This is a genomic window from Afipia sp. MLSD5-FHT05B12 (assembly GCF_058793355.1).
The window spans coordinates 261098-277365 of sequence record NZ_JBXAFS010000002.1 but is presented as its reverse complement, the minus strand read 5'-3'; the positions used below and the strand labels follow the sequence as shown (position 1 = coordinate 277365).

Sequence of the window (16268 nt, the reverse complement as noted above, 5' to 3'; positions counted from 1 at the left end):
CTCTTCGGCGAGGCTACGGCAGCGCCGGCCGCAAAACAGCAAGACGAGCAGCCAATTGCGAGAAGTTTATTTCAGCGGCCTCTTCACATTTTGCGAGCAACGCAGGATCAATACGGGTGACCATCGCCCGATCAATTGCATTCATGGCATTCTCTGCCGAGAGTTGATCGAGTTGAACTACAGGCATTCCGAATAATCGGCAGATCGCATCGATCTTGTTATCGGCCGCGATACCGACGAAAGGTTTTTCGAAAATCGCAGACAAAACCTGTCCGTGAAACCGCATACCGCAATGAACGCTTATCTCCGAGAACACATCAAAGATTCCCGCCATGTTGGCAGCATCCAAACCCACCTGCCTGACCCGACGCCGGTGTTCAGGCGGCATACTTTCGGTTAGCTGCCTGAGAGCACTGTGATCCAGATAAGCATTCGAATCTTCGTGCTTGTGATGAAACGCCATGAGCACAACCCGCCACCCGCGGATGAGAACGCTCTCAAGCACATCTCTCATGATCGCGGAAACGCGATCGCCTGTCACCGGATGCAGAAGCGCAGGCGAATATACTGAGATGCCGACAACTGGCGCCCCCATCGGAGGCGATATTTTCCCTAAACCCCGGAGACTACCAGCCATTGTGAACACAAGGTCGGCGGTCAACACAACCCGGCGGCCTGCCCCCGCCTTGATGCACTCAGCCAGTGCGGCGTCGTCCCGAACCGCGAATAGATCTGACAACACGATGATGCGCCTCAGCAGAAATCTGCCAGCCATGGAACGCATCGTTGCCACGCCGACTCCAAGTGCCGCTATTCGCACGCCCATGAGCCGGGCCAGAAAGCAAACCAGAAACGTCATCGCAAGAGAGACAATCGACGATCGTTCATGGAAGACCGTCCCGCCTCCAAAGATGAACCAGTCGCATTGCTTTAGATGCCGGCGATACGCTTCGAGCGTGGAAACAAGGCGCCGAAATTTCGATTTCGTTTGATCCGCCGCAATCCTGTCGATTCCCGTCAATTCGACCGGGGCCGACAGCCCCTTCAATCCAGCGACATCACCCTCGTTGCGGATCACAAAACGCCGGGCGGGACCAATGCGGCAAATGCCCTCTATCGTTGCCCGCAACAGCAGATCGTCGCCAAGGTTCCCCTGTCCATAATACCCGGAAAGAAAGAAAGTTGGGGCGTTTTGCACCGACTGGGGAGACGACAGCCGGTTCCGATCACCAGGCACTCAATCCACCGTCGACAACTATGTTTTGTCCCGTAATGTAACTCGATGCATCTGATGCAAGAAACAGCAATGCAGACACCATCTCGTCGCTGTCCGCCATGCGACCCATCGGAACGCGCGCGCTATACCTGTTCCTGAACTCGTCGTTCTGTCCGCTGGAAACGCCGCCGGGAGTGATCGCATTGACGCGAATATTATGCTCGGCCCAGTGGGTCGAGAGATAGCGCGTCAACCCGAGCAATCCGGCTTTCGACGCCGCATAGACAGCTGGCGTGTTGATCTCGCGTCCAAGATAGTGCGAGCCTTCATAAATCCGCTTGTCCGCTCCGAGAATACCGTAGATGGACGAGGTGTTAACGATGCTACCGCCCCGCCCTTGTAAAATCATCTGGCGGCCGATCGCCTGCGACACCAGAAATGCACCATCAAGATTGACCGACATCACCTCGCGCCAGATGTCGAGTGATACGTCCTCGAAAGGCGCGAAAAAGCCGGCGAGATCCGCCGACTTTGTCGCTGCGTTGTTATGAAGAATGTCGACACCACCGAAGGTGCCGACCACCTTCTTCGACATCTCGACCACAGACTCGCGTTCTGCGATATTACAGCCAATACCAATAGCCTCGGCACCATAATCGGCCGAAAGCCGCGCAGCCAGTGCTGCCGCGCTCGCCTCATCGACATCGATAACAGCAACCTTGGCGCTGAACTCAGCCAGACCCGCGCAGAATTTCTGACCGAGAATGCCGGCTCCGCCAGTAACGACGGCGACTTTGCCTGCAAGGTTGAATTTATTGCGAAAGACGGTCATCGGCTCGCTCAAATGAGGAAATCCCGGTTAGCGCGCTCGTAGTCAGAGAAGCGCCCAATGTCGAGCCAGTATTCGTGGATAGGAAAGGTGCAGACGCCGCGCTTTCGATCAATGAGACCTTGCAGCAGGTTCGGCATATCAATCGCCTGCCCTCGCTGCATTTCCGAGATCACATCGGATTCAACAACATAGATGCCGGCGCTGACGAAGCATTTCTGAAGCGGCTTTTCGACAATCTCCTGCACATCATAGCCTTCAAACTTAACAACGCCGAATGGCACCTGATAGGCAAACTCCCGGCTGCAAATCGTGGCCGCGACGCCGTGCTCCTTATGAAATTTCAGAAGATCGAGATAATTCACCCGCGAAAGCAAATCGCCATTCATTACGATCACCGGGAGATCGCCGACATCGTCCATCAGGCTTAGACTGCCCGCAGTGCCGAGAGGCTTCTCTTCGTCGATATAACGTATGGTGACGTTCCAGTTCTCACCTGACCCAAAATGGTTCTTGATGACGTCCGGCATGTAGTGGACAGATACATAGAACTTGTGGAACCCCAGACTGATGAAGCTCTCGATGATCGATTGCAGGATTGGCCTGCCGCCAACATCAAGCATTGGCTTCGGACAACTGTCCGTCAAAGGACGCAAGCGGGTTCCGAACCCGCCAGCCAGCAACAGCACCCAATTGTCATGGCGTTGCTCCGAGATCGCAGCGTCGAGCATCTCGATGCCGACGACACGGCCGAGATCGTCCACGACGGGTATCTGCATCACGCGATGCTGATTCATCAATGCGACGGCCTTTTTCCGATCCAACGGACGTGTCACCGTCCGCGGATGCGGATTCATCACATCCGCGATACTTTCCTTCAGCGCCTTGTGACCAATGATCGCGCGACGGACGTCTCCATCCGTCACGGTTCCAAGCAGCTTTCCATCAGCATCGACCACCAACGCTATGCGCGCCCCCCCCTGATCGATCGTTTGGATCGCGGCCTCGATCGAAGCGTCCGGCCCGATCAGCAAATTCTTCCAGTCCACCATCTTCGCCTTCAAGCCTTCGGAATGTCGTAAAATGATTTCGTATGCAGCTTGCTGAGGTCCACCGCCTTGAGAACCTTTACAATCCGGGGGGTTGCGCCGCCGCTGCCATAGGGATTGGATGCTGACGCCACAACGCGCTGAAACTCCGCACTGAACAAGCGCGCTAAAGCCTTGCCGATGGACGGCCTATCAGGCGGGCAATCAATCACGCTGGCACTGCGCAGCCGGCCCTGCTGCCGAGGGCCAATATTGATCGTCCCGATGTGGAAACTGGGCGCCTCCAGCAATCCGCTCGACGAGTTGCCAATCACGCCCTTCACAAACTGAAGACATGAAAAATAGAGCTGCGAGCCAAGCGAGGGAAAACAGATGCTTCGGGTCGAATTGCGGGCGACGAACGCCTTAATCTGTTCGTTGACCCCTCGCCCTCCAGCATCGGCGTTCGCCAATGTAAACACAATTCTCAGATCCCGCTCGATTTCCAGCGCGGCCAGCATTTCGTCACACTCGAGGCCTGAATCTGCTGCCCCCGCCGTGGCTGGATGAATTGTAGCGAGCAGCGTTCGGTCATCGATAGCAAAATTCAGCCGGCGCTCGACCTCATCTCGGTCAAGCAGTGACAGACGCGACATGGCATCAACACCCAACCCACCCACCAGGAATACGCGGTCGGGGCTTTCCCCCATCTGGAGAACACGCACCCTATATGGCTCGGCCGCCACGAAATGCAGCGAGGCCAGTTTCGTGATGGCATGGCGAAAACTGTCATCGCTGGAGCCTTCAGTGATCTCCCCTCCGTGCAGATGTGCCACCGGAACTCCGAGAATGACCGATCCGAAGGCCGCCGCCAGCGCCTCGTAACGATCGCCAAGAACCACGACGATGTCGGGCTTCAACTCGGCAAGCACGTCTGCAAACTCGATCAGGCCCCTGCCCGCAGCCTTCGTGATATCGACGGCGTCATCGGAAGCCCCAAGAATGTCGATCCTCCGTGCAATCGGAATTCCGGCATCTTCGATCTCACGAACACTCATTCCGAAGTCGGCAGCCAGATGCGATCCGGTGACGATGAGTTGCAACTCGAGTTGCTCATCCTGCATCACCGCGCGAATGAGTGGTTGCAGCAAGCCGAAATCAGACCGCGCCCCGGTGAAAATGCAAACCCGGCGGGTCACAGCTCGATAGGCTCGTCTTCGGCGAAGTCCCGGCGCGCGACGCGACCGACAATATGGTCCCACAGCATGGGCGACAAACCTCGTTCCGCTCGCTTTGGAATGAGATTATCGGGTCCAAAAACCTCCCCCGCCTTGATCGTCCGCGCGGCCACGATTGACCGCCGCGCCACCGCACGATTCGGACGTTCGCTCGCAGTAGGAACCTTGCAGGCGCTCCCCATGGCAAGTTCAATATGGCGAATCGATTGCACGAGTGAGGTCAACTCGTCAGGCTCGAGACTTGCCTTATGGTCAGGGCCAGGCAAATTGCGATCCAGCGTGAAATGCTTCTCGATCACAGTGGCGCCGAGAGCTACCGCAGCACAGGCGATTTCGATTCCGGTCGTATGATCGGAATACCCGACCTGCATATCAAAGGCGCGGCGCAAGGTATCCATGACACGAAGATTCACATCGTGCCAAGGGGTCGGATAGTCGGTGTTACAATGCAGCAGTGTGACGTCCTGTCTTTTGGCGCCGGCTTGCTCAAGGGCATCGATAGACGCTTCGATCTCACCAAGCGTCGCCATCCCTGTGGACAGAATGATCGGTAGCTTCAACGCCGCGATGTGCCGCAGCAGCGGCAGATTGGTAAGATCGCCCGAGGAGATTTTGATCAGAGGCACCTTGATCGACGCCAGGAAGTCCGCGCTTTCCGCGTCAAACGGCGTCGACAAGAACATGATGTTCTGCGCCACGCAATGCTGTGACAATTCGCGAAATACCTCGTCACCGAGACTGAGCGCCGCCAGCATATCGTGCTGACCTTGATCGGACCCTGTTTGGACCTTTTGATACTGTGCTTTCTGGGCGCTGCGGGTCGCAAGCAGATCCGGACGGAAGGTCTGAAACTTGACTGCGTCCGCGCCGGCTCGCGCAGCAGTATCGATCAATGCGCGCGCACGCGCCACATCGCCGTTATGATTGACGCCGGCTTCAGCGATGATGAACGTCTTCATGCGGACCGCTTCATGAACGTCTCAGCAGCGCAGTCCGACATGACGACACATCCCGCACCGATGATCGAACCAGGCCCGACCGCAACACCATGGGATATGACCGCACCCGCACCGAGAAATGAGCCAGCACCGATGCGCACGCCACCGCCGATGACAACACCAATCGCAACATGGCAATGATCGCCGATCTCGGCATCGTGCTCGATAATTGCACCGGTATTGATGATGCAATTGACTCCGACCTGCGCACCAGCATTTACAATGACCTGATGCATCACAACGCTCCCCTGCCCCACCGATGCGTGCCGTGAGATGCGCGCGGTGCTGGCAGACACCTTCACCGGAACAATACCGTTAAGGACCAGCGTCTCATAGAGCTCAACGCGAACCTTGGGCCGCCCTATCTGCCCGACAGTAATCAATGCACCATCGCTGTCTTTCACCAGATCCAGCAACTCTGCATCATTGCCCAGCACTGGATAGCCGAACACATCGCTGCCAAGCATCCTCGTATCGCGATCGATCAATCCGAAAACGCGAAGACCAGCGCTTTCAATAACTTCAATACAGGATCTCGCATGCCCCCCCGCACCGATGAGCAAAAGACCTTTGCTCATGAGATCAATCCCGCCCCACTCGGAAGGCTAATCACACGCTGCTCGATATCCTCGGTTACGGTTAGCGGCATCCGCGGACAAGCCTCAAACATCGGCATGGTACTCATCAAACGCCAGACAGGACGCGCGGCATAACCCGCATCGTTCAACGCCTCGAGAACGACATCGCGCTCCGATACGTATTGCGGGTCCAACATGATCGACTGAAGCCAGTAGTTCGATTGCGTCCCGTCCGGCTCGCGAATGAGCCGCAAACCCGGATTCTTTTCGAATGCCGCTGCATAGAGTTCGGTCAGCCGGCGCTTGCGCGCGATGAACCCGTTCAGTTGCTCAAGCTGGGCACAACCGAGGGCCGCATTGATGTTCGGCAGGCGATAGTTGTAACCGACCATGTCGTGCAGAAACTGCCAGCGGTGCGCGACACGCGCTGTCGTCGACAGATGCTTGATCCGACCCGCCAGCACTGTGTCGTTGGTCAGGATCGCCCCGCCGCCGCCCGTCGTGATGGTCTTGTTGCCATTAAAACTTAGCGTTCCGACGGAACCCAACGTTCCCGCATGCCGCCCTTTGTCGTAACTGCCTATGGCTTCCGCAGCATCTTCCACAACGGGAAGGGAGAAGCGGCGAGCGACTTCGTTAAGCCCGTCCATATCGATCGGATGGCCGAAAATATGGACTGGCAGGAGCGCGGAAATTCGAGCGCCGGTCAGCCGATTGCGGCAGACGCCACCACTGACTACAGCGACATCAGCCAGATAACGGACAAGCGCATCCGGATCCACACCGAGCGTGTCAGGCGAACTTTCGATGAAATGCGGTTTCGCGCCGCAGTAAACGATGGGATTGACCGTTCCGATGAACGTCAGGGCCGGAACCAGCACTTCGCTGCCGGCTTCCACGTCGACGGCGAGCAGAGCTGCATGCAGCGCTGCAGTTCCATTTACAACTGCAATCGCATGACGCGCGCCCGTATACTCGGCGAGCTGTTGCTCGAAGCGATCCACAAACCGTCCAACCGACGAAACCCATCCGGTTTCGATGCACTCGCTGAGATACTTGATCTCCTGCCCCGCAAAAACCGGCTCGTGCAGTGCAGCTGGCGACGGTCCCACGACCTCGCGAACAGCCGCGACAATCCGATCGGAAAAAGAACTCATTGAAATCCGATCAAATGTTGTAGGTGTCCGCTTTGTAGCGGCGCTGGTTGTCTGGATTCAAAAACCACTCGATCGTGGCTTGCATGCCGTTGCGCAGCCCTTCTGCGCCCGAATTGCGCGGCCGCCAGTCAAGCAGTCGCTTCGCTTTCTCGTTGCTGGCAAGCAAACGGAACACCTCGCTGGCTTCCGGGCGGATTCGAACCTCATCACGGCCAATGTTGATCTTGACGTTCATGAGTTCAGCAATGAGTTGCGCTGTCTCACCGATGCTGATCTCGAAGCCGGTTCCGAGGTTAACGACTTCACCGAGACATCGATCCGAACGCAATGCCGCGACGAAACCCGCCGCCGTGTCGCCCACAAAATTGAAATCACGCGTCGGGCGCAAATCCCCGAGGTCGACGCGATCCCGACCAGCCGCAAGCTGCGTGATGATGGTTGGTATGACCGCCCGCGCGGACTGCCGCGGTCCAAAGGTGTTGAACGGGCGCACGATGGTGACAGGTGTCTCGAACGAACGGAAGAATGAGAGCGCGATCTGGTCGGCGCTGATCTTGGTTGCTGAATAAGGCGATTGAGCCTGAAGCGGATGCTCTTCATCGATTGGGACATAGCGAGCCGTCCCATAGACCTCACTGGTCGAGGTGTGAATGACGCGCCCGACATTCAGATCGCGCGCGGCTTGAAGAACATTCAATGTCCCGTTGATGTTCGTCTCCACGTAAGCCGCAGGCGAATGATATGAAAACGGAATCGCTATCAGCGCGGCGAGGTGTAGAACAGCATCACACCCTTTCATCGCGGACCTGACGCCGAAGGGGTCGCGGACGTCTCCGGCGATGACCTCGAATTTGCCCTCGACGTCAGCATCGCACTCGTCAAGCCAGCCCCACGAATTGAAGGAGTTGTACTGAACGAACGCACGAACGTCGTAGCCTTCCCGAACAAGCAGTTCGGTGAGGTGTGAGCCGATAAAGCCGTCGGCTCCGGTAACAAGGATGCGCGGGGGCATTGTGCTTTCTTGTGAAGAGCTGGGATATCGCGGCAACCGGACGCACCATGGCTACCGCAGTCCGGGTGAAACACCCGGACAGAAAATGGGAGACGCCGCTCTGCCCGGCGGATAACACCCTGACCCGCCGGGGACACCCTGTTCTGGGCACCAATCGACGATCTAACCCATTGAAAACAAACAATAGTCTTATGTTCACGAGATGAACAACGTCTTTTAGCAGACAGTTTGGCCGCCGCCAAGACTGAGATTCGATATGTCTGCGCTTCCCGAAGCTCCCATAACATAACATCCATTGATGATCCGAGGGCCGACCGTCGTTTATACACCCGCTAGACCTTAGCCGCAGCTCGTGGCCTTGCAGGTCTGGCAAATCAGAGACCACCGCGTGAATGGCGATTTGTTCAGCCCTCGGCGTACTACGGCAGCCTGAGCTCGTTGCGCCTTCGTATTAAAGACATCCAGCAGTGAAGTTTGCTTCCTGCCCGACGTGCGTTGACAGCGTAAGGGCCTCATGCGATCTGCCGATACCATGATCGAGAACTCAGATATTTCATCCTCAGCCCGGTATGACACTACAAGCCGCATAAAGCTCGCAATTTATGGGTTCGGTTCATTTCCGATCGTCTGCTGGCATCTTTTTAAGTTTGCCGAAGAGCGCGGCATCAAGATCGCTAACTGCGTAGTACTCACGACACCGCACCATCGTGATCTGGTTCGAACGTTCACAGATGATTCCGACGTGCTTGATGTTTTCGAGGCGTTGCCGCGCAAACCGGGCGATGGCGATGCGTCAGAACTAGCTAATTATCATGGCAATTTCGCCGAAGATCTCGCAGCGCAGAAGTTTTATATACCGTCGCAATCGGGCCAATGGTTATTCAATCGAGGCCTCGACTACTACCGGCTCTATAAGCGCTTCCTCCAGGACCAGAAGGCGACTCACCTTCTCGCCCCTTGGCCTGAGACCGCTGATGGGAAAATTCTCTTTGCGATAGCGGCGGAACTCGGTATCCGCATCATTTCACCAAATGACCTTCGTAACCTTTCCGGCTCTTTCTTCTCAACCAGTCCGTATGAAACCCTGCCAACTTATGCAGCCGCAACGACCGAACTGCTTGCGGTAGCTGACCGGTTTGTAAAGCGGTTTAGAGAAACCGGCGGCACAGCCGCGCTGGCTCCCGTGAAGCCGGAAGATCCAAGTTTGCTTGAACCATTTCGATCAACATTACCGGTCAGAGTTGCAGGAATGCTTCGACAAACGCTGCAGCGGCCCGACCTGTTTCAACCGGTCAATATCCGCATAGGATTGATGAACAGTTTTCCTCCCATCAGGGACGCTTATTGGTCTCTCAAAACACGGCGAAACGCTAAGCAGGCCGACATCAAGAACGTCTCGGAATTGCCGAAGAAGTTTGTGTTCTATCCACTTCACTCCACGCCCGAAGCGTCGATTAATACACCTGCGCCGTACTATGTCGATCAATTCCGAGCCATCGATGCCATTCGAATGGCGATGCCAAGCGATTACGTGCTCGTGGTCAAGGAACACTGGTCATTCGTGATGGCGCGGCCAACGCATTTTCTTAAACAGATTAGACGACTTCCTGCTGTGCTTGTTGCCGATTATCGGCTAAAGGCTTTCGATTTGATGCCGCGGGCTGCGGCAACAGTTACCGTGACCGGCACAGCTGGGTTCGAGGCGTTCCTGCTGGGTTATCCGGCTTTGGCGCTAGGCCGCGGTTTGGTGGCAAACTGTCTGGGCGGCGTGACTCATGAAGGTGAGATCGCCCAACATCTCCTGGATCGAATTGGGAAACCAGTTTCGACGGACGCTGTCGTCAAACGAGTCGCTGAGTTAATGAGCGCCCGCTATCCATTCTACTTTTCGTCTACTGGCTACAAAGGCGAACCGGTACTTCGTCACGGCAACATCAGAGCGATGCTCGATGCGTTGCTTGACCATATTGCCCGCGACAGCAAATCTAACAATGACGCAAGTACACCCAACTAGTCGGACTCGCGCGCCGGAGCAAAGATCTGGTTCTCTGATTTTACCTGCCACCGCCAGTCAAGGTAGGTTTCTGTATGTGTAGCAAAACCTCGCTTGAAATATCCGATTTGATATCTCTTGTCGTCCACCGCCCCCTGAATGTGAATATCGCCCAGCTGTAGACTTTTCATTCCACGTTCACGAGCACGCTCAATTCCATGCCACATCATGAAATGAGCAAGCGGCTTATCCAAATTACGATCATAGACGCCATTCATATAGAGAGTTACGCAGGTTCCATCTATAAAAAGAGAACCTGCGGCCAACTTTCCGTCGAGATTTGCAAGCAGCAACTCCCCGCGACCATCCTTTACTGCGCGATACATTTCATCCCAAGATTCGCGCGGACGCGTCACCCGGCCAGCAATTTCTGCGTGAAACATACGATAGACATCGAATGCTTCAATTGAAAAATTCTCCGCATTCAAGTAGCGGATCTCGAGGTTTCTTTTGCCCCAATTTATAAATTGTTGAAACCGCTTCCGAAGACTGCGCTTCCACACGGCAGGACCTGCTTCCAGATCAACCACACCGATCAAAGCAACGGCTGGCACGGCTTTACGTCGAACACAAGCCTCACCTATCGCTGATAAAATTGCGGATGCCCGTTCACGCACCAAAATCTCACGAAAGTTGTGAAGTTCTATCAGACGGTCGAACTGAGCAAACGCCTCTCCAATCGCAGCTTCAAAAAGGTTCGAATCCATGCCCGCTCGCGCAAATATTCGAAGCGGCAACCCGTGCAAGCCTAACACCCCTTCGACGGACGAACACAGCACAACCAGAATTGGCTTTTCCTGCTGGAGAATTGCAAAAGAATGAGAGCGGTGCCTTTCTCCATATACGGCAGGGTAGTAAGCGCGACCGTAAACACCTGCTTGCGGCTGTTGCTCGATCTCCGCAAAGGCGGGATCTTTCAAAATGATATCGAAGGCGTCTCTATCAATTTCTGACGAGACAATTTTGAAATTGCGGTCCATCGATCACTCAGCAAAAAGCACAACGGTCATACTATGAGCCCACGTGAAGAGCATCTGCAATACCAAGATGGATAAACAGAAACTCCACAACAGTGAAATCTAGCTCACTATCGATATCGTGAGATCGTTCAGACGGCATTTCGTACAAACGAGTGTCTGGATAGAACACTCTCGGATCCAGAAGGAAAGCGTCGCGACGCCATACATAAATCGACGCATTCATATCGAAACACGGCGGCGCATCTTGACGGCGCACCACTGTGGATGCGGGAGGCTTAGAGAGCTGGACAGAGCCGTCCCCCTGACGTTCGACGAGATTGAAGTAAGGCGAGCGGTGAGCCGGTGCGCCTGTAATAATACTGGTAGCGTGCGACTTCTCAAGAAGCGACACTGCACCCGTGATATCCTGCGCAAGGCGCAAGGGAGCAGTCGCATCGAGGTCGACAAGAATGTCGAATTGGATAGAACATCGCCGCTCGGTTTCAACCAGCGCATGATAAATTGCAGGCACCTTCGCGGCCGTATCGGTTGCCAGCGCCGCCGGTCGGTCTATCGCATCATCGGCACCGGCGTCGATCGCGGCAGCCAAAATTGCTTCATCATCGCTTGATACGACAATCTTGTCGAACATAGCACTGGCCTTCGCCTGCAAAACAGTCCAGGCGATCAATGGTCGGCCTGCCAACACTCGAAGATTCTTTTTCTGCACGCTTTTCGATCCAGCTCGCGCGCAAATCGTTGCTAGGCGCTTCATAGCGCAATCCAGGTCTTGGATCCTGCCGCCCGCTCGATTGCCCCGATCATATCAACAACTTGCAACCCGGCCTCCCCGCCGCAAGCATCCTCACCGCCACCATCAACGATGGAGCGGTGCATTGCTTCAATAGGTTCATCTCGACCGACCTTAAGGTCCGTGGTTTCCCCGTTGCGAACCAGAGTTCCTGCTACGAGATCCGCACGGATCGTCTGGTTGCGTGTTATCACAGTCATGGTTCTCTGTCCGATCCGGTCCAGATAGTTCAACTGCAGCGTGACAACGGAACATCGCTTAAATTGCCCCAGAATGCCCCAAGTATCGTCGCTGTCGACCGTCAGTTCGGACAGACGACCACCGAGTGCCGCTATCCAATTACACGCACCGAACAGCCAGACCGCGAGATCCAACTCATGGCTGAGGTCGCGCAACACTCCCCCGCCCCAAGCAGCTTTTGAAGAATAGGTTTGGTGGCTATCGCGATCCCTGCGCCACAAGTCAAGGTGCTGACCTACATAGAAGTCCGCAGCAATACAATCATCGCCAGCAATCAACTCCCGAAGTGCTCGCATGACCGGATGGAAGCGAAGCTGATATCCGACATAGATACTCATCTGGAACGACGCCGGAAATGCAGCGGACTGCGCGAACAAAGGCTTTTCTACCAGAACTTTTCCGCGATAGCCCAGCAATTCAAGTTTCTCAAGATTGGTCAGATGAGCAACTGTTTCCGTAGCAAGCACCACATAATCGTACCGGGCGGCTTGGAGGGCCTCATCCAACGATCTGAACGGTACGAACGGATGAGATACCTCCCGCCGGCTAACGACAGATACTCGCATTCCTAGTTTCGTCAGAACGGCCGAGTGCCTCCTGCCGATCGATCCATAACCTACGACAAGTGCCTCGCGCATTCATTCATCCCGCTCTGCATTGACAGACTAACACCATATAGCGAAATACACTATCTATCGGCTAACGGATCAGGGCGGAAGACGCCTGCCGCCTGGAGAGGGGTTTAATGAACGATACTGCCAGAGAGTTTCACGACGGCACCTACAAGGCGCTCGGCTTTGCCGCACAGCGCTTTTATCCGAACGAGGAATTGCTGCGTTTTCTTGGCAGCTACTATTTCTCGATGCCATCGGAGGAGCGAAAAGATGTACGTGTTCTCGAAGTCGGCTGCGGCTCGGGTGCCAACCTCTGGATGATTGCACGAGAGGGATTCGAAGCACACGGAATTGACCTATCCGCCGAGGGTCTCGAGCTTTGTCGTAAGATGCTTGATCGATGGCACGTTCCAGCCATCCTAAAGCAAGGTAACATGACGGCGACCGGATACCCTGACGCTTATTTCGATGCAGTCTTGGACGTATTTTCGGCGAACTGCTTCGACGAGAATGACTTCTCTACTTTTCTTGATGAAGTGACGCGTATCCTGAAGCCCGGTGGCCGCATTTTCTCCTATACGCCTTCGAAAAATAATGACAGCTTTCGTGATCCAGGCCCGTCGCGCCAGATAGACTCCAGTACGCTTGACGGAATCCATCGGACGACCTCTCCTTTTTATGGTCAGTTCTATCCGTTCAGGTTCACCGAGCCGGAGGAATTCGAAGCCCAGCTTACCAAACGTGGCTTCCTAGTCCTGCGCAACGAACGTATCGGGCGGACCTATCGCTCGCGTGAAGAATACTTCGAATTCACCAGCATTCATGCGCAGCGTGGCGCCTGAGAATGCATCGCATGCTTGCGCTTCGGTGCTGATTGAGCAAAAGAAAGCTCGACAAGGAACATATAGCGTGTCGAACGAGGCCCTCAAGAAACTGGATAGCCATTTCGCCTTCGGCGAAAACTGGGCGTCCTATGCAAAACTGATCGGAGAGCCGCAAATCGAGCAGGCCAGGAAAGGACTGCTGAAACTCATTCCGGCGGATGATTTCAAAGGACGTTCCTTTCTCGACATCGGCTGCGGATCCGGTCTTCATGCGCTGGCAGCGACGCGGCTCGGAGTAGCTCGCGTCGTCGGCGTCGATATCGATCCCAACAGTGCGGCCACGGCGAGGCACGTTCTGTCCGAACGCGGGCAGAACACACCCTGGCAAATCGAGAATGTCAGCGTCTTTGATCTCACCCCCGAGCAGTTTGGAGTGTTCGACATCGTCTATTCCTGGGGCGTACTGCATCACACTGGAGACATGTGGCAAGCACTCGACAAGGCGGCAGCACTGGTCGCCCCGGGCGGTCTCCTCGCGGTCGCGTTCTATCGCGAGACGTATCTGGACTCGTTCTGGAAACTCGAAAAGCGGCTTTACACAAGTGCTCCGCCGCTTGTCCAGAATGCAGTCAAGAGCGGGTATATCGGCGCGTTCCGGTTTGCACGAGCCGTGACCGGGCAGGGACCGTTTGCAGATTACATCGCAAACTACACATCACGGCGAGGCATGGATTTCGACCACGACGTTCATGACTGGCTCGGCGGCTACCCGTATGAATCGGCGCTTGCCCCGGAGGTCGATCGCCGGCTCGCAGCAGCCGGCTTCAAGGCAGAGCGCATTTTTGCCCGGCCGAAATCGAGCGGGATATTTGGTTCGGGTTGCGATGAGTATGTCTATCGGCTCGAACGGACAGGATCTTAGTCGGCGGCAAGTTGAATGAGCGGCGTTTCAATCCGCTCTGCCCTGCCGTTGCCGAGATTGATGACGAAATCAGCCTCACGCACCAAGGCCGGCCGATGGGAGATCGCGATAATCGTGATCCGGCCCTTCAGCCGCACCAGCGCCTTGGTTACGATTTCCTCGGTTTCTGCGTCCAGCGAGCTTGTCGCCTCGTCAAGCACAAGAAGGCGCGGCGACCCCAACAAAGCGCGTGCGAGCGCGATACGCTGGCGCTCTCCGCCGGATAACCGGCCGCCGTGGTCACCCACAATCGTGCTGAGCCCGTTCGGCAGAGCGAAGACGAAATCCGCGGCAGCAGCCTCCAGCGCCGCGTGAATTTCATCGTCTGTCGTTTGCGGCCGGATCCAGCGCAAATTCTCGCCGATGCTGGCATTGAACAACATCGGATCTTGCCCAAGATAGCCGATGCCTTGTCGCCAAGCGGTGTTCGGCAACAAATCCAGCGCGTATCCATCAACGCGTATCATACCGGACGTCGGCTGACGGAGACCGAGAATGCAGTCCATCAACGTCGTCTTCCCCGCCCCGGTGTGACCGGTAAACGCGACGAATGCCCCGGCAGGTATTTTGACATTGACGCCCGTCAGCAGCGCGCGCGTCCCGAGCGTCACTGATACATCGTCCAGCGCAATGGATGCAGGCACGGCCTCTGGCGGCCATCCATCCGGCTTGCCCACAGATGCCGTCTCGCGCTTTGATTCAGCTTCACGAAGCAGCGTCGATGCAATTCCAAACGCCGGAACGTGAAAATCGACGATCTGAAGATTCTGCCGCAGTCCCGTGATCTTGGGGAAAAGCCGCACGAAGATCGCCACGATGACCAGAATGGCACCAACATCGACTGACAAAAACTTGGGGCCCAGAAAAAGAAGCCCAACAACGAGCAATCCGCCGCTGTATTCGAAGATTGCGCGCACGACTTGACCATCGAATGCGTTGCCAAATGACAAAGCCTCCAGCCGGTTGACGGAGCCGGCGAAGCGGTCGAACGCGCGCGATTCCGTCGCGGTCGCCTTGACGAATTTCGCACCGCCCACGATCTCGCTCGTGTCGACAGTCAGATCTGCGTTGACCTTCGTCAGTTCGGTCCCGAAGTGCGCAGCCCGCACCGTCCACCAGCGCGTCATGGCGAACAACGACGCTCCGACCACAACCAGCAGCCCAACCACCACAGGCGCGATAAAAAGCGCAATGACGATCTGCACGAAGATAAAGAGCATCGCGGCAATGACGAGATTGACCTGCGAGAAAACCAGACCGATCCGCCAAGGTTCATTGGTGACAGCAGCAACCAGGTCGCCGGTCCTGCGCGAGACAAAGAAGTCGTAGTCAGCGGCCAGAAATGCCGAAAACATCCGGCGCTGCCAGGATGCCACATAGCGTGCCTGCAGCCGCGAGGCGACGTAAGACTGAATGATGAAAACGACCGCGCTAACGGCGATCAGAACAACAATCAATCCGGCGATGGTTCCAGCCGTTGCCGACAAACCGAACCAGCCCATGCCTTCATCGAGTATCTTGCTGATGCGATCCGGCTTGGAGGAACTCTCCCCGCCTATGCTGGTCAGCAACGGCAGCAATGCGGCAACAGTTGCGCCCTCAAGAAGCGCATTGGCGAATGTCAGCAGCGCGAGCAGCGGCAGCTTCCAGCGCAAGGTCGCCCACGCATCCTTGATGAAATCATATGATGTAGGGGTCACGATACTTTCCGCTTGTTGCGCATGTGACGGCAAGTCGCGAGCGAAGTGTC

General features: G+C 55.9%; 15 protein-coding genes. 3 read left to right on the top strand and 12 right to left on the bottom strand.

What is annotated here, in order from left to right:
- Positions 1 to 13 precede the first annotated feature (13 nt).
- From AC1Q6J_RS03560 to AC1Q6J_RS03525, 8 genes are read right to left on the bottom strand one after another with little or no spacing between them, the layout of a single operon-like run.
- A complete protein-coding gene (locus tag AC1Q6J_RS03560) occupies positions 14 to 1237 on the bottom strand; it encodes a polysaccharide pyruvyl transferase family protein (protein ID WP_492277956.1) in 1224 nt (407 codons plus the stop codon).
- Positions 1227 to 2048 (bottom strand): SDR family oxidoreductase, encoded by an 822-nt coding sequence (locus tag AC1Q6J_RS03555; RefSeq protein WP_492277955.1) that lies wholly within the window; start codon positions 2046 to 2048, stop codon positions 1227 to 1229. The genes AC1Q6J_RS03560 and AC1Q6J_RS03555 overlap by 11 nt, the downstream gene beginning before the upstream one ends.
- An 8-nt stretch (positions 2049 to 2056) precedes the next feature.
- Complete coding sequence (locus AC1Q6J_RS03550) at positions 2057 to 3079, bottom strand: nucleotidyltransferase family protein (protein WP_492277954.1); 1023 nt, start codon at positions 3077 to 3079, stop codon at positions 2057 to 2059.
- Positions 3080 to 3105: 26 nt separating this feature from the next.
- The gene (neuC, locus tag AC1Q6J_RS03545) at positions 3106 to 4272 is read right to left on the bottom strand and encodes a UDP-N-acetylglucosamine 2-epimerase (protein ID WP_492277953.1); all 1167 of its coding nucleotides are present in this window, start codon (positions 4270 to 4272) and stop codon (positions 3106 to 3108) included.
- Positions 4269 to 5270, bottom strand: coding sequence for an N-acetylneuraminate synthase (gene neuB, locus AC1Q6J_RS03540; RefSeq protein ID WP_492277952.1), 1002 nt, complete (start codon positions 5268 to 5270; stop codon positions 4269 to 4271). The genes neuC and neuB overlap by 4 nt, the downstream gene beginning before the upstream one ends.
- On the bottom strand, positions 5267 to 5887 hold the full coding sequence (locus AC1Q6J_RS03535) for an acetyltransferase (protein ID WP_492277951.1): 621 nt from the start codon (positions 5885 to 5887) through the stop codon (positions 5267 to 5269). Before AC1Q6J_RS03535 ends, neuB begins: the two co-directional genes overlap by 4 nt.
- A complete protein-coding gene (locus tag AC1Q6J_RS03530) occupies positions 5884 to 7044 on the bottom strand; it encodes a LegC family aminotransferase (RefSeq protein ID WP_492277950.1) in 1161 nt (386 codons plus the stop codon). The genes AC1Q6J_RS03535 and AC1Q6J_RS03530 overlap by 4 nt, the downstream gene beginning before the upstream one ends.
- A 10-nt stretch (positions 7045 to 7054) precedes the next feature.
- Positions 7055 to 8056 carry an NAD-dependent 4,6-dehydratase LegB gene (locus tag AC1Q6J_RS03525; RefSeq protein WP_492277949.1) on the bottom strand — a complete coding sequence of 334 codons (1002 nt, stop codon included), beginning with the start codon at positions 8054 to 8056 and terminating at the stop codon, positions 7055 to 7057.
- Between the two features lie 514 nt (positions 8057 to 8570).
- Here AC1Q6J_RS03525 and AC1Q6J_RS03520 point away from each other — a divergent pair.
- Positions 8571 to 10070 carry a capsular polysaccharide export protein, LipB/KpsS family gene (locus tag AC1Q6J_RS03520; RefSeq protein WP_492277948.1) on the top strand — a complete coding sequence of 500 codons (1500 nt, stop codon included), beginning with the start codon at positions 8571 to 8573 and terminating at the stop codon, positions 10068 to 10070.
- Here AC1Q6J_RS03520 and AC1Q6J_RS03515 read toward each other — a convergent pair.
- From AC1Q6J_RS03515 to AC1Q6J_RS03505, 3 genes are read right to left on the bottom strand one after another with little or no spacing between them, the layout of a single operon-like run.
- Entirely contained in the window at positions 10067 to 11089 is a 1023-nt protein-coding gene (locus AC1Q6J_RS03515) for a GNAT family N-acetyltransferase (protein ID WP_492277947.1), read from the bottom strand. The genes AC1Q6J_RS03520 and AC1Q6J_RS03515 overlap by 4 nt on opposite strands.
- A gap of 31 nt (positions 11090 to 11120) precedes the next feature.
- Positions 11121 to 11843 (bottom strand): acylneuraminate cytidylyltransferase family protein, encoded by a 723-nt coding sequence (locus AC1Q6J_RS03510; RefSeq protein ID WP_492277946.1) that lies wholly within the window; start codon positions 11841 to 11843, stop codon positions 11121 to 11123.
- The gene (locus AC1Q6J_RS03505) at positions 11840 to 12757 is read right to left on the bottom strand and encodes a Gfo/Idh/MocA family protein (protein WP_492277945.1); all 918 of its coding nucleotides are present in this window, start codon (positions 12755 to 12757) and stop codon (positions 11840 to 11842) included. The genes AC1Q6J_RS03510 and AC1Q6J_RS03505 overlap by 4 nt, the downstream gene beginning before the upstream one ends.
- Positions 12758 to 12864: 107 nt before the next feature.
- Here AC1Q6J_RS03505 and AC1Q6J_RS03500 point away from each other — a divergent pair, with 107 nt between their 5' ends.
- On the top strand, positions 12865 to 13575 hold the full coding sequence (locus AC1Q6J_RS03500) for a class I SAM-dependent methyltransferase (RefSeq protein WP_492277944.1): 711 nt from the start codon (positions 12865 to 12867) through the stop codon (positions 13573 to 13575).
- A 67-nt stretch (positions 13576 to 13642) separates the two neighbouring features.
- Positions 13643 to 14479 (top strand): class I SAM-dependent methyltransferase, encoded by an 837-nt coding sequence (locus AC1Q6J_RS03495; protein ID WP_492277943.1) that lies wholly within the window; start codon positions 13643 to 13645, stop codon positions 14477 to 14479.
- Here AC1Q6J_RS03495 and AC1Q6J_RS03490 read toward each other — a convergent pair.
- Complete coding sequence (locus AC1Q6J_RS03490; RefSeq protein ID WP_492277942.1) at positions 14476 to 16218, bottom strand: ABC transporter ATP-binding protein; 1743 nt, start codon at positions 16216 to 16218, stop codon at positions 14476 to 14478. The two genes, AC1Q6J_RS03495 and AC1Q6J_RS03490, sit on opposite strands and share 4 nt — an antisense overlap.
- Positions 16219 to 16268: the final 50 nt, after the last annotated feature.